The organism is Actinomadura rugatobispora, assembly GCF_042656285.1.
Classification (GTDB): Bacteria; Actinomycetota; Actinomycetes; order Streptosporangiales; family Streptosporangiaceae; genus Spirillospora; species Spirillospora rugatobispora.
In genome coordinates this window covers 26,514-44,808 of the sequence record NZ_JBHSON010000097.1, presented here as the reverse complement: position 1 = coordinate 44,808, position 18,295 = coordinate 26,514, and the positions used below count along the sequence as shown (strand labels likewise).

The 18,295-nt window shown below is 72.6% G+C and carries 18 protein-coding genes and 1 pseudogene; 10 read left to right on the top strand and 9 right to left on the bottom strand.

What is annotated here, in order from left to right:
• The 6 genes and pseudogenes from ACFPZN_RS45085 to ACFPZN_RS45060 form a co-directional block, all read left to right on the top strand.
• Positions 1-226, top strand: a pseudogene (locus tag ACFPZN_RS45085) (flavodoxin-dependent (E)-4-hydroxy-3-methylbut-2-enyl-diphosphate synthase); the annotation flags it as partial.
• A gap of 285 nt (positions 227-511) precedes the next feature.
• Positions 512-2,104: an alpha/beta fold hydrolase gene (locus ACFPZN_RS45080; RefSeq protein WP_378289219.1), complete on the top strand. Its 1,593-nt coding sequence runs from the start codon at positions 512-514 to the stop codon at positions 2,102-2,104.
• Between the two features lie 136 nt (positions 2,105-2,240).
• Positions 2,241-3,908, top strand: a complete 1,668-nt coding sequence (locus ACFPZN_RS45075; RefSeq protein WP_378289217.1) for an alpha/beta hydrolase — start codon at positions 2,241-2,243, stop codon at positions 3,906-3,908.
• Between the two features lie 113 nt (positions 3,909-4,021).
• Positions 4,022-4,864, top strand: coding sequence for a GNAT family N-acetyltransferase (locus tag ACFPZN_RS45070; protein WP_378289215.1), 843 nt, complete (start codon positions 4,022-4,024; stop codon positions 4,862-4,864).
• A 50-nt stretch (positions 4,865-4,914) separates the two neighbouring features.
• The gene (locus tag ACFPZN_RS45065; protein WP_378289213.1) at positions 4,915-5,832 is read left to right on the top strand and encodes a hypothetical protein; all 918 of its coding nucleotides are present in this window, start codon (positions 4,915-4,917) and stop codon (positions 5,830-5,832) included.
• Between the two features lie 144 nt (positions 5,833-5,976).
• Positions 5,977-6,885, top strand: a complete 909-nt coding sequence (locus tag ACFPZN_RS45060; protein ID WP_378289211.1) for a hypothetical protein — start codon at positions 5,977-5,979, stop codon at positions 6,883-6,885.
• Here ACFPZN_RS45060 and ACFPZN_RS45055 read toward each other — a convergent pair whose 3' ends face one another.
• Both ACFPZN_RS45055 and ACFPZN_RS45050 read right to left on the bottom strand, forming a co-directional pair.
• Entirely contained in the window at positions 6,886-7,299 is a 414-nt protein-coding gene (locus tag ACFPZN_RS45055; protein ID WP_378289209.1) for a DUF3037 domain-containing protein, read from the bottom strand.
• On the bottom strand, positions 7,296-8,126 hold the full coding sequence (locus ACFPZN_RS45050) for a HipA family kinase (protein ID WP_378289207.1): 831 nt from the start codon (positions 8,124-8,126) through the stop codon (positions 7,296-7,298). The genes ACFPZN_RS45055 and ACFPZN_RS45050 overlap by 4 nt, the downstream gene beginning before the upstream one ends.
• A 43-nt stretch (positions 8,127-8,169) precedes the next feature.
• Between ACFPZN_RS45050 and ACFPZN_RS45045 the strand changes: the two genes are divergently transcribed.
• Positions 8,170-8,835 carry a cyclase family protein gene (locus tag ACFPZN_RS45045; protein ID WP_378289205.1) on the top strand — a complete coding sequence of 222 codons (666 nt, stop codon included), beginning with the start codon at positions 8,170-8,172 and terminating at the stop codon, positions 8,833-8,835.
• A 38-nt stretch (positions 8,836-8,873) separates the two neighbouring features.
• Here the strand turns inward: ACFPZN_RS45045 and ACFPZN_RS45040 are convergent, their stop codons facing one another.
• From ACFPZN_RS45040 to ACFPZN_RS45020, 5 genes are read right to left on the bottom strand one after another with little or no spacing between them, the layout of a single operon-like run.
• Positions 8,874-9,116: a type II toxin-antitoxin system RelE family toxin gene (locus ACFPZN_RS45040; protein WP_378289203.1), complete on the bottom strand. Its 243-nt coding sequence runs from the start codon at positions 9,114-9,116 to the stop codon at positions 8,874-8,876.
• Positions 9,113-9,337, bottom strand: coding sequence for a hypothetical protein (locus tag ACFPZN_RS45035; RefSeq protein WP_378289201.1), 225 nt, complete (start codon positions 9,335-9,337; stop codon positions 9,113-9,115). Before ACFPZN_RS45035 ends, ACFPZN_RS45040 begins: the two co-directional genes overlap by 4 nt.
• 28 nt (positions 9,338-9,365) lie before the next feature.
• Positions 9,366-10,250, bottom strand: coding sequence for a TIGR03619 family F420-dependent LLM class oxidoreductase (locus tag ACFPZN_RS45030; RefSeq protein ID WP_378289199.1), 885 nt, complete (start codon positions 10,248-10,250; stop codon positions 9,366-9,368).
• A gap of 5 nt (positions 10,251-10,255) precedes the next feature.
• Positions 10,256-11,506, bottom strand: a complete 1,251-nt coding sequence (locus ACFPZN_RS45025) for an LLM class flavin-dependent oxidoreductase (RefSeq protein WP_378289197.1) — start codon at positions 11,504-11,506, stop codon at positions 10,256-10,258.
• On the bottom strand, positions 11,503-12,414 hold the full coding sequence (locus ACFPZN_RS45020) for an alpha/beta fold hydrolase (protein ID WP_378289195.1): 912 nt from the start codon (positions 12,412-12,414) through the stop codon (positions 11,503-11,505). The genes ACFPZN_RS45025 and ACFPZN_RS45020 overlap by 4 nt, the downstream gene beginning before the upstream one ends.
• A gap of 144 nt (positions 12,415-12,558) precedes the next feature.
• On the opposite strand from ACFPZN_RS45020, the gene ACFPZN_RS45015 reads away from it, so the two are divergent.
• Positions 12,559-13,389: a TIGR03619 family F420-dependent LLM class oxidoreductase gene (locus ACFPZN_RS45015; RefSeq protein ID WP_378289193.1), complete on the top strand. Its 831-nt coding sequence runs from the start codon at positions 12,559-12,561 to the stop codon at positions 13,387-13,389.
• Between the two features lie 10 nt (positions 13,390-13,399).
• Here the strand turns inward: ACFPZN_RS45015 and ACFPZN_RS45010 are convergent, their stop codons facing one another.
• Positions 13,400-13,990 (bottom strand): DUF4870 domain-containing protein, encoded by a 591-nt coding sequence (locus tag ACFPZN_RS45010; protein ID WP_378289191.1) that lies wholly within the window; start codon positions 13,988-13,990, stop codon positions 13,400-13,402.
• Between the two features lie 60 nt (positions 13,991-14,050).
• Here ACFPZN_RS45010 and ACFPZN_RS45005 point away from each other — a divergent pair, with 60 nt between their 5' ends.
• Positions 14,051-15,637 carry a serine/threonine-protein kinase gene (locus ACFPZN_RS45005; RefSeq protein ID WP_378289189.1) on the top strand — a complete coding sequence of 529 codons (1,587 nt, stop codon included), beginning with the start codon at positions 14,051-14,053 and terminating at the stop codon, positions 15,635-15,637.
• Positions 15,638-15,640: 3 nt separating this feature from the next.
• Here ACFPZN_RS45005 and ACFPZN_RS45000 read toward each other — a convergent pair whose 3' ends face one another.
• Positions 15,641-16,738 carry a zinc-binding dehydrogenase gene (locus ACFPZN_RS45000; RefSeq protein WP_378289223.1) on the bottom strand — a complete coding sequence of 366 codons (1,098 nt, stop codon included), beginning with the start codon at positions 16,736-16,738 and terminating at the stop codon, positions 15,641-15,643.
• Between the two features lie 252 nt (positions 16,739-16,990).
• Here ACFPZN_RS45000 and ACFPZN_RS44995 point away from each other — a divergent pair, with 252 nt between their 5' ends.
• On the top strand, positions 16,991-18,247 hold the full coding sequence (locus ACFPZN_RS44995; RefSeq protein ID WP_378289187.1) for an ABC transporter substrate-binding protein: 1,257 nt from the start codon (positions 16,991-16,993) through the stop codon (positions 18,245-18,247).
• Positions 18,248-18,295 lie beyond the last annotated feature (48 nt).

The following is an 18,295-nucleotide window of genomic DNA, read 5'->3' as shown; positions in this document are numbered from 1 at the left end:
CGTGGTGAACGGCCCCGGCGAGGCGCGCGAGGCCGACCTCGGCGTCGCCTCCGGCAACGGCAAGGGCCAGATCTTCGTGAAGGGGCAGGTCATCAAGACCGTCCCCGAGGCCCAGATCGTCGAGACGCTCATCGAGGAGGCGATGCGGATCGCCGAGGAGATGGGCATCGAGATCGACGAGGAGGGCGCCGTCACCGGCCCCGGCGCGACGGTGGTCGTCGGCTGACGTAGCGAGCCCCCCGAGCCCTCCGAGCAAGCCCCCCGAGCGAGGCCCCTGGTCGTGGACCGGGGGCCTTCAACGTGTGAGTCGTATCACGGGTTCCGCGAAGGTTGTCACGATTGCGCATCCTCTCCCGACAGCCCCTGCCGTCCATACCCCCACAAGCGCCACAATCTCCAGCTATTGCATGAATCGCTCTAGCGGAGCGGCTCCCGCCCCTCGCGCGGCCACGGCCGGGCACCCCCCGCCCCGCGCGCGGCGTGGCATGCCGCCGGCGAACGAGGGGGTTTGGTGAAGAGGCTCGTACTCATCACGGCGGCCACGGCGGTGGGCATCGGCGGCACGGCCGTCGCGGTCTCCGCGGGCGTGGGGCCGGAGACGACCGCGAACCCGGCCGCGGCGTCCAAGATCTCCTGGGGCGCGTGCCCCACGGACGTGACCGGCGGCTCGTACCTGAAGAACGCCGAGTGCGGCCAGGTCGAGGTCCCGCTGGACCACGCCAACCCGACCGGGCGCAAGATCTCGGTCGCGGTGTCCCGGGTCAAGGCCACCGACCGGGCCAACTACCAGGGCGTCCTGATCGGCAACCCGGGCGGTCCCGGCAGCGCCGGCCTCTACCTGTCCGGCGGGCTGGCCTCCTGGCTGCCCAAGGAGGTCGCGGCCCGCTACGACATCATCGGGTTCGACCCGCGCGGCGTGGAGTCCAGCAAGCCGGCGATCAGCTGCTACCCGGCCTACTCCGACCCGGTGCGGCCGGACTACGTCCCGCGCAGCGTCCGCGAGGAGAAGCGCTGGCTGGCCCGCTCGAAGAAGTACGCCGACCTGTGCGCGCAGAAGTACGGCTGGCTGCTGCCGCACCTGCGCACCACCAGCTCGGCGCGCGACCTCGACTCGATCCGCACGGCCCTGGGCGCCCAGCAGATCAGCTACTACGGCTTCTCCTACGGCACCTACCTCGGCGCCACCTACGCCACGCTGTTCCCCAAGAACGTCAAGCGGATGGTCTGGGACGGCAACGTCGACTCCCGCAACGTCTGGTACCAGGGCCAGCTCCGGCAGAACGAGGCCTTCGAGCGCAACATGAAGCTCTGGTGGGCCTGGACCGCCAAGTACAACTCCCTCTACAAGCTCGGCGCGACCGGCAAGGCGGTGGAGGCGAACTACTACAAGGTGCGCGCGGCCGCGAAGCAGAGCCCGATCGGCGGCAAGGTCGGCCCGTCCGAGCTCGACGACATCGTGCTCAGCGCCGGGTACAACACCGCCTTCTACGTCCCGTTCGCGCAGGCCCTGTCGGCGTGGGTGACCAAGAAGGACCCGGCGCCGCTGCTGGAGTGGGTCAGCGAGGGCGGCGGCGACAACGGGTTCGCCGTCTACAACGCCGTGCAGGCAGTGGACGCCCCCTGGCCGTCCAAGTGGAGGACCTGGCACGACGACGCGGTCCGCCAGTACAAGAGCGGGATCCGCTTCAACAGCTGGTCCAACACCTGGTTCAACGCCCCGATCCACTACTGGTCCGCCAAGGGCGGCAAGGCGTTCGCGATCGGCGACAGGCAGAAGGCCGTGCCGCGGTTCCTGCTGGTGCAGTCGACGCTGGACGCGGCCACCCCGTACCCGGGCGGCCCGCAGATGCGCAAGCTGTTCCCCTCGGCGACGCTGCTGGCCGAGAGGGGCGGCAAGACCCACAGCAACACCCTCAACGGCAACGTCTGCCTGGACGAGAAGGTCGCCGCGTACCTGACCGACGGGACGCTGGCGCCGCGCCGGGCCGGCCAGGGCGCCGACGTGGTCTGCGACGCGCTGCCCGCACTGAACGATCCGAACCCCGGCGCCGCCAGGACGGCGGGGGCCGGCAAGGGCAAGGACGTCCCCATCGGGCGGCCGTAGCCCCCGCGGCGGGCCTGCCGAAACGGCCCGGCACTCGGATTCGCTCCGGTGCCGGGCCGTTTCGCCGTTGTTGGGCCCGGAATCGCGCGATTCGCGGATCCGTGGCGGGACGGGGCGTCCCCGGTAGAACTCGGGGGTGCTGAACGCGTCGAAGACCGCCGCCGCGGGGATGGCGACCGCCACCGTCGCCCTCGGGAGCCTTTCCGTGCCCGCCACCGCCTCAGGAGCCGCATCCGCCATCGCCTCCGGGGGCGCGCCCGCGCGTGCCCTGCCGCCGTCCGCGGAGATCGCGGGCCTCGGAGCCGCCGCCCCGAAGATCGCCTGGAAGCGGTGCCCCAAGAAGGACCCCGTGGAGAAGGGGGCGCTCGAAGGGCTGGAGTGCGGCTCGCTGCGCGTGCCGCTCGACTACGCCCGGCCGCGCGGTGAGCAGATCACCCTCGCGCTGACCCGGGCCAGGCACACCGCCGCCCGCTCCCAGGGCGTGATGCTGCTCAACCGGGGCGGGCCCGGCGCCCATGGACGCGACCTGGCGCGCCTGTTCAAGGCCGGGCTGCCCAAGGACGTGGCGGCGGGCTATGACTGGATCGGCTACGACCCGCGCGGCGTGGGCGCCAGCAGGCCCGTGCTGGTGTGCGACACCAAGTACCAGAAGCCCGACCGTCCCAAGGCCGACGTGGTCCCCGCCAACGAGGCGGAGGAGCGGGCATGGGTCCGCCGGGCCCGGGCCTACGCGGCCGACTGCGCGTCCAAGTACGGCCGCGTGCTCCCCTACATGGGCACCCGCGAGTGGGTCCGCGACATGGACGCCATCCGCGCCGCCCTGGGGCAGAAGCAGATCAACTACTTCGGCTACTCCTACGGCAGCTACCTCGGGGCCGCCTACGCCTCGGCCTACCCTGGCCGGGTCCGGCGGATGGTCCTGGACAGCGTCGTGCGGCCGAGCGCCGTCTGGTACCGGAGCAACCTCGACCAGAACATCGCGTTCGAGAAGCGCATCCAGACCTACTTCTCCTGGATCGCCCGCCACCACTCCAGGTACCGCCTGGGCAAGACCCGCAAGGCCGTGGCCGCCTCCTACTACCGCGCGCGGGCCAGGGCCGAGGCCAGGCCGCTCAACGGCAAGGTGGGGCCGTCGGAGCTGGACGACATCTTCCTCGCCGACGGGTACGCCGACCACAGTTGGCCGGCGCACGCCCGAGCGCTGTCCGCCTACGTCGTCAAGAGGGACCCCACGCCGCTGGTGAAGGCATGGAAGCCCCCGAACTGGCTGGAGCAGAACAACTACACCGTCTACAACGCCGTCCAGTGCCGGGACGCGCCCTGGCCCCGCGAGTGGAACGTCTGGCACGACGACCACTGGCGCCTGTATCGCTCGGGATACCGTTTCGAGACCTGGGGTAATGCCTGGTACAACGCCCCTTGCGCGTTCTGGCCGGTCCCGGGGGGACCGCGGCCGCACGTCCACGGCAAGCCCGGGATGTCGCCGATCCTGCTCGTCCACGCCACCGAGGACGCGGCCACGCCCTACCACGGTGCGCTGGAGACCCACCGCCTCTTCCCCGGCTCGCGCCTGATCGTGCTGGCAGGAGGAGGGAACCACGGGGTCGCCCTGGGCGGGGACGCGTGCGTCGACACCCCTGTGATGACCTACCTGAGGAACGGCAGGCTCCCCGCCGACCGCCGCGGCCCCGACCTGTCGTGCCCCGCGGGCCCCCAGCCCAAGGCGGGGCCGTCGAAGAAGGCGGGCAGGTTCGCGCGAGGGGCCGGAGTGGCCGGTGTCGTGCCGCATGACCGGCTTGGTTAGGGAGGCGGCCATCACGTCCGGATGCCGAACGTCATAGGCTTGTCGGCGTGGTGCTGAAAGCAGTGACCTGTCCATGGTCGCCCGTCCGGGAGCGGGGCCGGTAGGCCATGCGCATGCTGGGGTCGTTGCCGGTACGGATACTGGACGACCGACACCGAGCCGAGGCCCTGGCCATTCTGGACGCGGACCCGGTCGCCAACGTCTTCGTCAGCTCCCGCGTGCACGCCGTGGGCCTCGACCCTCGCCGCCTGGGCGCCCAGATGTGGGGCTACATGCGGGACGGTCATCTGGACTCGCTGTGCTACTCGGGAGCCAACCTGGTCCCCGTGGCCGCCACCTCCGACGCCCTGCGCGCGTTCGCGGAACGTGCCCAGGCCCAGGGGCGGAGGTGCTCGTCCATCGTGGGCCCCGTCGACCTGGTGGGGGAGCTGTGGGACATGCTCGCCCCCTACTGGGGGCCGCCCAGGGCGATCCGTTCCGCGCAGCCGGTGATGGCCACGTCCACGGTGCCGCCCGTCACCGCCGACCACCGCGTCCGGCGCGTGCGGATGGACGAGTTCGACGTCGTCTACCCGGCCTGCGTGGCGATGTTCACCGAGGAGGTCGGCGTCTCCCCGAACACCGGTGACGGGGGCGTCCTCTACCGGGCCAGGGTCGCCGAGCTCATCCGGGCGGGACGCGCGTTCGCCCGCATCGAGGACGGCCGGGTCATGTTCAAGGCGGAAGTGGGCGCCGTCACCCCCCACGCCTGCCAGGTGCAGGGGGTGTGGGTGCCGCCCGACCTGCGCGGCCAGGGATTGTCGGTGCACGGCATGGCCACGCTGGTGGAGGAGTCCCTGCGGGGCATCGCGCCGACGGTCTCGCTGTACGTCAACGACTTCAACACCCGTGCGCGCGCCACGTACCGCCGGGTCGGCTTCACCGAGATCGACACCTTCATGTCCGTGCTCTTCTAGCACGATGGCCGTGACCGGCCGCCGAGGTCACGTACCGGTAAAATTCGCCCGTGGAATTCGCCGGTGCGCTGCGGCAGGCCATCCAGGCGAGCGGACTCACCCTGGAGCGGATCCGCCACCGGCTGGCCCAGCGCGGGCTCACGGTCAGCGTCGCCTCGCTGAGCTACTGGCAGCGGGGCCGCAGCCGGCCCCGGTCCCGCGCGGTGGTGGCGACGCTGGAGGAGATCCTGCGCGTACCGGGCGGGTCGCTGCTGGAGCTGCTGGACGACCCCGTGCCCGGTGCCGTCCCGGCCCGCGGCGGGCTCGCCGGCGGCCGCGGCGGCGCCGTCCAGCAGCCCTCCTCGGGCGGGCAGGCGGGCGCGGACCGGGAGCTGTGGCCGGATCCGGAACGCTACGCCCGCGTGGTCGGGCAGCTGGACCGCTCCGGCGACCACCGGGTGGAGCGGCTGAGCGTCCACGATCTCTACCGCCTCGGCCCCGACCGCCGTCCGCGCGCGCTCGCGGTCCGCGAGGTGCTGCGGGCGACCGGCGACGACGTGGACCGGGTCGTCCGCGTCCACCCCGTGGAGGACCTCGCGCCAGGCCCGGGGCCGCGTCTCGAGCCCGACCTGGCGGGCCTGCGGTACTGCAGGCCGGGCCGGGTCCGCGCCGAGGGCGGCCTGATCGGCTTCGAGCTGATCTTCGACCGGGTGCTGGCGTCCGGCGACACCGTGGTGATCGAGTACGAGCTGAGCCGTCCCGCCGCGGAGTACGAGCGCCGGTTCCCGCGTCCCGTCCGCGACTATCTCGCGGTCGTGCAGTTCCACGCCGAGATGCTCCCGGCCCGCTGCTACGGGTTCGCCCGGGAGGGCGGCGGGGCCCCGCGCCGGCGCCTGGGCGAGCTGTGGATCGGCGCCTCGGGCAGCGCGCATCTCGCGCTGGGCGACGTCCGGCGGGGCATCGTCGGCATCGAATGGGAATGGGAGTGACCGCCGCGGGAACCGTGCGACTGTTGTGACAAGTTGCCGATGGGAATCGGGGCCCACGGGCCTTACAGTGAGCCCCAAAGTCCCGACTGCTGTTGTCAAGGCCGAGGGCGGGGGCCGGCCGGACGTGATCCGGAGGCGATGGCGGTGCAGAGCGTCACTGAGGACGATCTCCTGCAGGTGCTGCGGTACGGCCCCTTCAACGTGGCCCTGCACGCGGCGATCCAGGCCCGCGGGCTCAGCCTGGAGGCGCTGCGGCGCCGGCTGGAGGACCAGGACATCGCGGTCAGCCTGTCCACCCTCAGCTACTGGCAGCGCGGCCGGACCCGTCCCGAGCGCGCCGACTCGCTGCGCGCCGTACGGGCCCTGGAGGTCATCCTCGGCCTGCCCCGGCACTCCCTGCTCACGCTCCTCAGGCCGTCCGCGGAACGCTCCCCGGGCCCGTGGCTTCCGGTGGAGGAGCTGTGCCCGGAGCCGGGCGTGCGGGACCTCATGGACGAGATCGGGGAGCGCGGCGAACGCCAGCTCACCGGGCTCAGCCTGCACGACCAGCACGTGATCGGCCCGCGCCGGGAGCTGCGCGAGGTCCGCAGCCGCGCGGTGTTCCAGGCGCAGCAGCGCGGCGCCGACCGGTGGATCGCGGTCTACCACCATCCGCAGCGGGTGCTGCCGTCGTCCCGCACCGCCCGCGGCTGCCGCTTCGGCCGGGTCCGGGTGGACGAGGCCAGCGGTCTGATCGCGGCCGAACTCCTGTTCGACCGGGTCCTCGGCCGGGGCGAGACGTACCTCCTTGAATACGGCTTCGGGTTCGACGAGACCGGCCCCCCGGTGTCCGAGGAGGGCCGCGGGTTCCGCACGCCGCAGCACGAGTTCCTGATCGAGGTGCGCTTCCACCCCTCGGCGCTGCCCGCCCGCTGCTACCGCACCTGGCGCCCCGACGCCCAGACCGCCCTCAAGGACCTGGCCGACCTGCGGCTGTCCAGCTACCACAGCGCCCATTTCATCGAGTTCGGCGTGGCCGCCGGCTACCACGGCATGCGCTGGGAGTGGGAGTAGCTACTTGACCAGCAGGTCGAGCAGCCGGTCGAGCTCGGCCCGCGGGTCGGTGGTGAGCCCGGCGTGCACCGGGCCCGGCTGGACGATCGTGCTGCGCGGCGCGGTCAGCCAGCGGAACCGGCCGCCCGGCGGCTCGTCCGCGGCCTGCCCGGCCTTCTCGCCGCCGCAGCACAGCGCGTCCACGGCCCGCAGCGCGTGCCGGACGCCGTCCAGGTCGAGCGAGGCGTCCAGGGCCCGCAGCCGCGGCTCGTCCAGGTACGAGCGGCAGCCGAGGAAGTCCAGCCCCTGGCAGTAGACGAGGACGCCGACGTTCATCGCCTCGCCCCGCTCCACCCGGGGCACCACCCGCAGCGCCGCGTACTCGAAGATCTTCCGGTCGGTGCCGCGCACGGCGGTCTTCTGGCCGGCGCTCATGCCGGGCCTCCCAGCCAGTCGGGGCGGTTCTCGCCGCGCTTGGCCGCGGTGCCGCCGGGGCGGCGGTCGCCGACCGACAGCTCCGGCAGCCAGTCGCGCGGCTTCCCGGCCCGCTCGGCCAGCAGCGCGACGTAGGCGTCGCGGAGCTCGGCGGGCCCGGCGAAGCCCGGCTCTCCCTCCAGCCAGCGGTCCGGGACCAGCCCGGCGACCTCGCGCAGCAGCGTCTCGGTGACCGCGGGGAGCAGCTCGGCCTCGGCGTCGGCCAGTTTCTTGGCCCACGGGGTCAGCACGTGGTCGTCGACGTCGTAGGGGCCGGAGAACAGCCGCCCGGCGTTGGCCCAGGCGTGGTGGAAGTACAGGCTGGCGCCGTGGTCGATCAGCCACGTGTTCCCGTGCCAGACCAGCATGTTGGGGTTGCGCCAGCTGCGGTCGACGTTGCCGATGAACGCGTCGAACCACAGCACCCGCGAGGCGAACTCGGCGTCCGGTGTCCAGCCCAGCGGGTCGAAGCCCAGCGAGCCCGGCAGGAAGTCGACGCCGAGGTTCCAGCCGGTGCTGGCCTTCAGCAGGTCCTGCACGTCGGGGTCGGGCTCGTGGCGGCCGATCTTCGGATCCAGCTCCATGATCACCTGGTCCGGGACGCGCAGCCCGAGCCGCCGGGCCAGCTCGCCCGCGATCACCTCGGCGATCAGCGCCTTGCGGCCCTGCCCGGCGCCGTGGAACTTCATCACGTAGGTGCCGAGGTCGTCGGCCTCGACCACGCCCGGCAGCGACCCGCCCTCGCGCAGCGGCGTCACGTAGCGTATGGCCTTCACAAGCGGCAGCACGGCTTCACGTTAGCGGGTGCGCGCGCCCCGGGATAATCGGAGTATGGCGGTTGAGCTGGTCGATCTGTCCGTGCCGATCCTCTCCGGGATGCCGGTGTACCCCGGGGACCCCGAGGTGGTCGTCACGCCCGCGCTCACGGTGACCAACTCGGGCGTGAACGTCCGGCGGCTCCACCTGGGCTCGCAGACGGGCACGCACGTGGACGCCCCGTACCACGTGGACGACGCGCTGCCCCGCCTGGAGCACCTGCCGCTCGAACGGTTCACCGGCCCCGCCGTGGTCGCCGACGCCCGCGGCCTGCCGCCCCGCACGCCCATCGGCCCGGAGGTCCTGCCCGGCGGCCTGGAGCCCGGCACGGTCCTGCTCATCGCCACCGGATGGTCCCGGCACTGGGGCACCGACGCCTACCTCGCCCACCCCTACCCGACGGTCGAGACGGCCGAGGCGATCGTGGCGGCCGGCGTCCGCACCGTCGGAATCGACGCGCTCAGCGTCGACCGCACGCCCCCGCCCGGCGACGACGCCTTCTCCCTGGACGTCCACCGGGTGCTGTGCGGCGCACAAGCGGTGATAGCCGAGAACCTCACCGCCCTGGACCGCCTACTGGACGCCCAGGCCGCGGGCCGCCCCGTCGAAGTCTCCCTCTTCCCGCTCCGCCTCGAAGGCGACGGCGCCCCGACCCGCGCCATCGCCAAGATCACCGCGTAACCGCGGAGACCTCCCGTGCCGGCGGACGCGGACGCCCATCAGATCCGTGCGACGTGGGTGATCCGGACCTCGCGGGCCTCATCGTCGATGTGGAACATGATCCGGTACCGCCCGACCCGAAGGCGCCTGTCGTCGTCGCCGTAGGCGAAGGCGTGGTCGGGGCGGGGCTCCCGAGCGAGATCCTCACTCGCGTCGAGAACCTCGGAGACCCCCTTCGGGTCGTCGAGGAAACGCGACAGCAGCGCGGTCGCCTCGGTCTCCCACATGACGGTGTAGGTCACGCCTGGTCCAGCCGCAGCATCTGCCGCACCTGGTCCGGAGTCATTCCCGGGGCCGTCGTGCCCGCCGCCTTGCGCTCGAGGAAACGGCGATGGGCGGCCAACTGCTCGGCCTCGACCTGCGCCTCCCGCAGCCGGAGGTATTCGTCCAAGGGGACGACGACGGCGGTTTGGCCGCCGAGATGGATCGTCTCGTGCGGATCGTCGATCGGCATCTCGCTCATGACGGCCATGCTAGCGGCGGGGTGGTCCTCACAGCTTGGCCATGACCTCCTCGGCGAAGCGTTCCATGGTGGCGATCTTGAGGCTCAGCGGGTCGTGCTCGTGCGCGGCCTTCTCCTCGGGGGTGGCGGTCCACCAGGGGGCGGCCAGTGTTCCGCGTACGCCTCGATCCGCCCATCTGCGGTAGAGGTCGATGCTGGGCATCGCCGCGATGGGCGCGATCACGTCGAGGTCGTCCAGTGTCCGGTCGTGTTCGGACAGGAAGCCCTCCAGTCGCTTCAGCAGGACCTCGAGTCGCTCCTCCGAATAGAGGCGGTTGCCGATCCAGCCGTCGCCGGTCCGCGCCGTCCGGCGCAGTGCCGCGTCGCTGTCGCCGCCGAAATAGATCGGCACCGGTTTGTCCGGGACGGGCGCGATGCTGAGCGGGCCGTAGTCGTAGTGGTCGCCGTGGAACTCGGCGGTCCCGCCCTTCCACAGCTCCCGCAGCGCGGGGATCATCTCGTCCAGGCGCCTGCCGCGGGTGTGGAAGTCCTGGCCGGTCTGCAGGAACTCGTCCTTGCACCACCCCACGCCCAGGCCGAGGATCGCCCGGTCATCCGAGAGGACGGCCGCGGTCGAGACGGACTTGGCGACGGTGAACAGGTCCCGGGCCGGGGCGACGTAGACGTTGGTGGCGAACCGCACCCGTTCGGTGACGGCCGCCATCGCGCCGATCGTCACCCACACGTCCGGCCAGTGCGTGCCGGGCTTGTACGGCGGCGCCCCCGTGTCGCTGTAGGGGTAGTCCGCGTCGTAGTCGGTGTAGAAGATGTGGTCCGACACCGCCACCGCCGCGTACCCGAGCCGGTCGGCGGCCTGGGCGAGGGGGACGTACTCGCGGGTGCCGACGAACGCCGCCCCGAGCCAGAACTCCATGCGCCTCAGTCCTGGAACTCGGGGATGACCTTGGTGGCGAACATCTCCAGGTTGCGCTTGACCGTGTCCAGCGGCAGCACGCCTTGCTGGCCCTGCATGAACAGGCCGAACCACTCCAGGTCGGGCATCCGGTCCAGCATCCGCTGGATGCCGCGCTTGACGTCGTCCGGCGTGCCCAGCAGCGCCATCTCGACCTCGTTCATGCGCTTGAAGTCGCCCTTCTCCGGCGAGATGGGCTTGTGCTGGTCGTCCTCCTTCTTGCGGAGCACCTCCAGGTACCCGAACGGGCCGAAGAACGACGCGAAGTCCTTCTGCATCCCCTTGCCGTAGGTGGCGATGGCCTCCTCGCGGGTGTCCGCCATGCCGATGATCTTGAGGATGCCGGTGTGCTCGCCGAGCTTGTAGTCCTTGCCCTGGCGCGCGCACTCCTCCTGGTAGAGCTTGGCCTTGGCGGCGTGGTCGTCGGGGTTGGGGGTGAACATCCACGGCATGATGCCCTCCTGCGCCGCCCGGATGACCGACCGGTCGGAGACGGTGAAGGGCTGCCACAGCTCGGGATGCGGGTTCTGGTACGGCTTCGGGCACACCGACACCGACTGGATCACCCCGTCCTCGTCGATCTCGCCGGGCGCGCCGAACGTGCGGGTCCAGTCGGCGGCCGGCCAGCCCTCGATGCCGGAGTAGGGCGCGGGGACCTCGTAGTCCAGGACCTCGCTCTTGTAGCGCAGCGAGTCCTCGGCCCACGCCATCTTCATGATCTTCAGGACCTCGCCGAAGACGTCGAAGTTGCGGTTGTCGGACTTGGAGCCGTCCGAACGGGCCGCGGCGGCGTGCCAGCGCTGCCCCAGCACGTTCATCCACCGGTTCTGGTAGCCGCGGGCCACGCCGAGCCGCAGCCGGCCCTTGGAGAAGTGGTCCAGCAGCGCCACGTCCTCGGCGGCCCGGATCGGGTCCCACGCGGGCAGCACGATGCCCAGCGGCGCCAGCAGGATCCGTTCCGTGCGCGCGGCCAGGTCGGTGAGGAACATCAGCGGGTTGACCGAGAACTCGAAGCCCTCGGAGTGGAAGTGGTGCTCGGTCATCATCAGCGCGTCGAAGCCGACCCGGTCCGCGTGCACCGCGATCTCGCGGACCTCGTGCAGCAGCTTCTGGTACGACTCGACGTCCCGTCCGATCGGCCGCTTGGCCTTGGCGTTCTCCTCGGAGGCCCAGCCCGACCCGGGGATCTGCGGGTTGAGGAAGATGGCAAACTTCACGCGTTCTTCTCCTTGTCGAGCGTGTCGAGTTCGTTGAGCCAGTCGCCGACGACGAGCAGGAATTCGGCCGGCCGCTCGGCGTGCAGCCGGTGCCCGCCCCCGGGCCAGACGATCGCCCGTGAGGCGGGATGCTTGAACAGGGCGCCCTCCCAGGCGGCGGACCCGGCCTGGACGGCCGACCAGCACGACAGCACCGGGCATGCGCGGCGGGCCAGGTACGCCTCGGAGGCGGGCCGGACGCCGAACTGGTCGTCGCCCTCGTAGAGGCCCGCGAACGCCTGGGCCAGCGCCTGCCGCGAGGTGCCCAGGATCTTGCGCCGGTGCCATTCCCGGAGGAAGGGCGGTGATGCGGGGGTGTAGCACCACGCGTCGTTGGCGAGCGCGGTGCCGTACGGGTCGTCGCCCCGCAGCGCCTCGATCATGGCGGGGAACGCGGCGGCGATCGCGGGCGGCTGCCCGTAGCCGGGGTCCACGCACACCAGCGCGCGGACGCGTCCGGGATGCTCGACGGCCAGCGCGCTGACGACCGAGGCGCCCAGCGAGTGGCCGATCGCGGTCACCCGTTCGACGCCCAGGTGGTCGAGCAGCCGGACCAGGTCCCCGGCCAGGTCGCGGGGCCGGTAGCCGGCGGCGGGGGCCGAGGAGTAGCCGTGCCCGCGCAGATCGGGGGCGATCACCCGGTGCCGCGCCGCCAGCTCGGGGATGTGGAACGCCCAGTCGTGCGAGTCGGCCCCGAATCCATGGACCAGGAGCAGCGGGCTCCCCGCATCGCCGTCGTCGCCGTCGTGTTGCTTCTGGGGGGGCGACCCCCCAGACCCCCCGGCAACGGCTGCGCCGCCGCCCCTCGCTTCGCTCGGGGCGTCGTCGGTGAAGAACAGCCGCACGTCCCCCAGTTCGGCGAATGGCATGGGGTCCTCCGGTCCGACGATCCGTCCCGTGCAGAATCTTTGAACAAGCGCACGCTACATCAATCGACAAGACCCGAGCAATCGCTTGGTTAGGAAGATAGGGTGTGACGCGTACCGCCCGCTGGGGGAGAGGAGGCCGCCGGGATGCGGCTGGGCATCACGCTGTTCGCGACCGACCGGACCATGGCGGCCCACGAGCTGGCGGCGGCGGCCGAGGAGCGCGGGTTCGCCTCCCTCTACCTCCCCGAGCACACCCACATCCCGGTGTCCCGGCGGACGCCGCCGCCCACGGGCGTCGACACGCTGCCGGAGGAGTACGCCCGCACGCCCGACCCGTTCGTGGCGCTGGCCGCCGCGGCGGCCGTCACCGAACGGATCGTGCTCGGCACCGGCGTCGCCCTGCCCGCCCAGCGCGACCCGATCGTCACCGCCAAGGCGATCGCCACCCTCGACCGGATCTCCGGCGGACGGTTCGTGCTCGGCGCCGGGTACGGCTGGAACGCCGAGGAGGCCGCCGACCACGGCGTGCCGTGGGAGCGGCGGCGCGCCGTCGTCCGCGAGCACGTGCTGGCCATGCGCGAGCTGTGGACGCGGGACGAGGCGGAGTTCAAGGGCGAGTTCGCCGCCTTCGAGCCGAGCTGGTCCTGGCCCAAGCCGGCGGGCCGGATCCCGGTGCTGCTCGGCGGCGCGCCCGGCCCGACGCTGTTCGCGCACATCGCCGAGTTCGGCGACGGCTGGATGCCCATCGGCGGCGCCGGGATCCGGGACGCGCTGCCCGCGCTGCGCCGGGCGTGCGAGGCGGCGGGACGGGAGATGGCGCGGGTGGTCCCGTTCGGCACCCTGCCCACGCCGGAGAAGCTCGGCTACTACGCGTCGCTGGGCGTGGAGGAGGTCGTGCTGCGCGTGCCGGCGGGCGGGCGCGACGAGGTCCTCCCCGTCCTGGACGGGTACGCGCGGACCTACGGGCCGCTCTGAGCCCCGCCGGTCAGCGGATCATGCGGAAGCAGAAGAACGTCGGGAAGCGGTAGTACTCGCCCTTCCCGGCCTTGACCGCGCCCAGGATCAGGAACACCCACTGCCCGAGGCCGTCGATCAGGTACACCGGGATCAGCAGGACCAGGAACGCCGGCGCGTCCAGGAGGATCGCGGGCGGCACGCACACCAGCAGCACCACCACGAGGTGGATCAGGATCGTGAGCAGGTAGTTGAGCGACTGGGCGGCGTGGAAGCGGACGAACGCCGACTCGCGCCGCTTCACGAAGTAGATGATGAGCGGGGCGAGGAAGCTCAGGAAGAGCGTCCCGAGGTAGCTCATCAACGCCCAGGTGGTCTCCTCGCTGGAGACCTGCGGACCCGGGCCGTAGGGGACGCCGGGCGGGCCGTACCCCCAGCGCGGGTCGTACCCCTGACCGGGGCCGGCGCCGGGGCCGCCCGGGGGCGGTCCGTCTCCGTGGCCCTGCTGCCGGCCGTGCCCGTAGCCGGGCGGGGGCGGCGCGCCGGGCGCCTGGCCGTAGGGGGAGTGGTAGGGCGGCGGCTGGTCGATGTTGTCGGGCGAGGGGGGAGGTTGATCGGTCACGGGACAGGAATCTATCCGAACCGTGCCGAACGGGGCGGCGTCCCACCTCACGGAGGTGTCATGTCGGCGACCGAGGCACTGCGCGCGGGAGATCCCGAGCGGATCGGGCCGTTCCGGCTGATCGGCAGGCTCGGGGAGGGCGGCCAGGGCGTCGTGTTCCTCGGCGAGCGGGCCCTGCCGGAGGAGGGAGAGGAAGCCCCGGCGGGTCCGGTGGCGGTGAAGCTGCTGCGCGCCTGGCTGGGGCACGACCCCGAGGCGCGGGCGCGCTTCATGCGCGAGCTCGACACGGCCAAGCGCGTCGCCCGCTTCTGCACGGCGGCGGTGCTGGACGCCGACGTGGACGGCGACCACCCCTACATCGTCAGCGAGTACGTGGACGGCCCGTCGCTGCACCAGGTGGTCCGGGCCGAGGGCCCGCGCGACGGCGGGGTGCTGGAGCGGCTGGCGGTCGGGACGGCCACCGCGCTGGTGGCGATCCATCAGGCGGGCGTGGTGCACCGCGACTTCAAGCCGCACAACGTGCTGCTGGGCCCGGACGGCCCGCGCGTCATCGACTTCGGCATCGCCCGCGCGCTGGACGGTTCGACGATCACCGCCAGCGGGGTGGGGATGGGCACCCCCGCGTACATGGCGCCCGAGCAGCTGGCCGGGGAGCGGGCGGGACCGGCGGCCGACGTGTTCGCGTGGGCGGGCACGATGGTCTTCGCCTCCTGCGGGCGCCCGCCGTTCGGTGACGACAACCTGACGGCGGTGGCGCACCGGGTGCTGTACGAGGCGCCGCGTCTCGGGGCGCTGCCCGGTCCGCTGCGCGAGCTGGCGGCGCGCTGCCTGGAGAAGGACCCGGCGCTGCGGCCGCCCGCCCCGCAGGTGCTGCGGACGCTGCTCGGAGAGCCGGAGCCGGAGGCCACGGATCCGCTGCCGCCCGCGGTCCTGCGGGCGGCGGCCGTCGCCGGTACGGGGCCGGGGCTCACGCCTGCGCCGCCCGCGCCGCCCGCGTCGTCCACGCTTGCGGACGGTCCGCCGCCCGCGACCGTTCCGGCGGCGAAGCCCGGGGGCGGGGTGCCCGGGGTGGTCGCCGTGTCGGGGGCGGTGATCGCGGTCTCGGTGGCCGTCGTGGTCACGGTGCTGGCGCTGACCGGCGCCTTCCCGTTCATCGGAGGCGGGGGCGGGCCCTCGGGTGGCGCGTCCACTCCGCCGCAGGCGAATCCGAGGGTGACCACGACCACGACCACCACCGCGACGGCGTCCACCCCGGGCGTCCCGGACGAGCCGCAGACCCCGCCCGACGGGCAGGACCCGCCGGAGGATCCCGCGGGCTTCCCCGCCGCCTTCGCCGGCACCTGGACGGGGCAGGTCCGGCAGAACGACGGCAAGGTCTTCCCGGTCGCGCTCACGCTTCCCGAGGGCGGGCGGCAGGGGCGGGTGTCCTATCCCCAGCACGCGTGCTCGGGGGTGGTCACGCTGATCGGCGAGCCGGGCGAGCGGTCCCTCGCCCTGCGCGAGCAGATCACCTCGAACACCCAGGCGTGCGTGGACACGGGCACGACCACGCTGGCGCGCGAGACCGGCGGAGCGCTGCGCTTCGGCTACCGGGGGACGTCCCAAGGCCAGACCTGGACCGTGGAGGGCACGCTCTCCCGCTCGTGAGCGTCAGTCGAAGACGATGACCGAGCGGGCGACGGCGCCCGAGCGGACGTGCGCGACGCCCTCGTTGACCTCCTCCAGCGGGATCCGCTCGCTGACCAGGCGTTCCAGGTTGAGCCGGCCGCGCCGGTGCAGGTCGGCCAGCAGCGGCAGGTCGCGGGCGGGGGAGGCGTCGCCGCCCTGGGTGCCCATCAGCCGCCGCGAGCCGAACAGCTGTCCCGGCGGGATCCGCAGGTCCTCGCCGGCGGCGGGGCTGCCCACCATGACGGTGGTGCCGCCCGGCTGGGTGGCGGCGAACGCGGTGGCCAGCACGTCGGCGATGCCGGTGGCGTCGAAGGCGTAGTCGACGCCGCCGCGGACGATCTCGCCGACCCGTTTGGGCAGGTCGTCGGCCGGCACGGTGTGGGTGGCGCCGAACTCCTCGGCCAGCCGCAGTTTCGCCTCCACCACGTCGGCCGCGATGATCGTGGTGGCGCCGGCCAGGACCGCGCCCTGGACGGCGTTCAGCCCCACCCCGCCGCAGCCGACCACCAGCACGCTGGAGCCGGGCTCCACCCGGGCGGTGTTGAGCACGGCGCCGACGCCCGTGACGACCCCGCAGGCGGTGAGGGCGAGCAGGTCGAGCGGGGCGTCCCGGGGGACCTTGACGCACATCGCCTCGCCGACCACGACCTTCTCGGCGAAGGAGCCGATGCCGATGTAGGGGCGGACGACCTCGCCGCCGGCCGTCAGCCGGGTGGTGCCGTCGGCGGTCAGGCCCATGATCGTGGACATCCGGGTCCGGCCGCCGCACAGGTGGGGGCGGGCCCGGGCGCAGTTGCGGCAGCGGCCGCACGGCCCGTTCATCGCGACGACCACGTGGTCGCCGGGCTTGACGCCGGTGACGCCGGGGCCGGTCCTCTCGACGACGCCGGCGCTCTCGTGGCCGAGCACGCAGGGCAGGTGGGCGACGACCGGGCTCTTGCCGTCGACGGCCTTGATGTCGGAGCCGCAGATGCCGGATGCGGCCACCTTCACCAGCACCTCGCCGGCGCGCGGGTCCTGGACCGTCACCTCGGCGATCTCCAGCGGTCGGCCGAAGCCGCGCAGCAGTGCCGCGCGCATCGCCGTGCCGGAGCCCGCGCCGGCTTCCTCGCCGGGGCCCGTGCCCGCGGTGTCGTTCCCGGTCACCGTCACGTCCGTCCCATCCTTCCGCCGGTGTCGCCCCGGCTCACCGTAACACCAAGCAATTGCTTGGTCGAGGGCGGCGGAGCGTTGACAGTCTCGCGCCGCCGAACTTACGCTCCTGCCCAAACGAGCGCTAGGTCACACCGGCCGCCGCCTCGTCCGTGCTGGTCGAACGTGCCCGGAGGCGCCATGCAGGCCACGAACGCGATGAAGACAGCCACCACGCTCGCCGCGTCCACCGCCCTGGCGCTCGCCCTGGCCGGATGCGCCACCGGCAACGAGTCCGGCGGCGGCGACGGCGCCGCCGGGGTCACCGACGGCACGATCAAGATCGGCGGAATCCTCACCGAGACCAGCGCCACCGGCTACTCCACCGGCGGCGCCGAACTCGGCGCCAAGGCCCGTTTCGAACGTGCCAACGCCGAGGGCGGGGTGCACGGACGCAAGATCGAGTTCCTCGGCGCCGAGGACGACGGGATGATCCCCGACAAGGGCGCCGCCGCGGCCCGCAAGCTCGTCCAGAAGGAGAAGGTGTTCGCGCTGGTCCCGGTCAGCGCCCCGCAGTTCGGCGGCGCCGAGTTCCTGGAGCAGCAGAAGGTGCCGTGGGTCGGCTGGGCGACCGGCCCGTTCTGGTGCGGCAAGGCCAGCGCGTTCGGCTTCAACGGCTGCCTGGCGCCCAAGCCCGGCCAGGGCACCCAGACCTGGTGGGGCAACCAGGTCGCCGCCCAGCTCGGCGGCGGCGCGGGCAAGAAGGTCTGGGTCCAGGCCACCGACTCCACGGCCAGCAAGTACGGCGTCCAGACCATCTCCAAGTCGTTCACCGCGGCCGGGTTCGCGCTCGCCGGCACCTCGGCCGCCCTGCCCGCCCAGGCGCCCCCGCAGGACTGGTCGCCCTACGTCAACAAGATCATGAAGAGCGCGGACGGGAGGCCGCCCGAGGTCGTCGTGTCCGTCATGGCCGGCGGCAAGTTCAACTCCGGGCTGTACGGAGCCCTGAAGAAGGCCGGCTACAAGGGCCTCATCACCGACGCCACCTCCTACGACCCCAAGGTGCTCGCCGACCCGCAGACCCTCCAGGCCCTGGAGGGCGTGTACTCGGCGCCGCAGTTCGAGCCGTTCGAGTCGACCGCGCCCGAGGTCGTCGCGATGGTGGCCGACCTGCGCAAGACCGGCGGCGCGACCGTCGTCCCCGACCAGCACATGGCCACCGGCTACTGGTCGGCCGACGTCTTCCTCGCCATGCTCCAGAAGGCGGGCAAGGACCTCACCCGCGACTCCTTCCTCAAGGCCGTCGAGACCTTCTCCTACGACAACAAGGGCATCGGCCGCCTCCGCCTCCCCTCCGGCAAGACCGAGTCCAACGGCTGCGGAGCCCTGGTGAAGCTGGACGGCGGCAAGTTCACCATCGCCCAGAACCTCAAGTGCTTCGACAACACGACCCTCTGAGCCCCCCGGGCACGGGCGGCGGCGGCATCGGCGCGAGGACGCGGAGGT

Coding starts and splice junctions, on each gene's coding strand:
- ACFPZN_RS45070 (WP_378289215.1), top strand. CDS start 4,022: ATGCTGGGGTCGTTGCCGGTACGGATACTGGACGACCGACACCGAGCC.
- ACFPZN_RS45055 (WP_378289209.1), bottom strand. CDS start 7,299: ATGAGCGCCGGCCAGAAGACCGCCGTGCGCGGCACCGACCGGAAGATC.
- ACFPZN_RS45045 (WP_378289205.1), top strand. CDS start 8,170: ATGGCGGTTGAGCTGGTCGATCTGTCCGTGCCGATCCTCTCCGGGATG.
- ACFPZN_RS45035 (WP_378289201.1), bottom strand. CDS start 9,337: ATGAGCGAGATGCCGATCGACGATCCGCACGAGACGATCCATCTCGGC.
- ACFPZN_RS45030 (WP_378289199.1), bottom strand. CDS start 10,250: ATGGAGTTCTGGCTCGGGGCGGCGTTCGTCGGCACCCGCGAGTACGTC.
- ACFPZN_RS45020 (WP_378289195.1), bottom strand. CDS start 12,414: ATGCCATTCGCCGAACTGGGGGACGTGCGGCTGTTCTTCACCGACGAC.
- ACFPZN_RS45015 (WP_378289193.1), top strand. CDS start 12,559: ATGCGGCTGGGCATCACGCTGTTCGCGACCGACCGGACCATGGCGGCC.
- ACFPZN_RS45005 (WP_378289189.1), top strand. CDS start 14,051: ATGTCGGCGACCGAGGCACTGCGCGCGGGAGATCCCGAGCGGATCGGG.
- ACFPZN_RS45000 (WP_378289223.1), bottom strand. CDS start 16,738: ATGCGCGCGGCACTGCTGCGCGGCTTCGGCCGACCGCTGGAGATCGCC.
- ACFPZN_RS44995 (WP_378289187.1), top strand. CDS start 16,991: ATGCAGGCCACGAACGCGATGAAGACAGCCACCACGCTCGCCGCGTCC.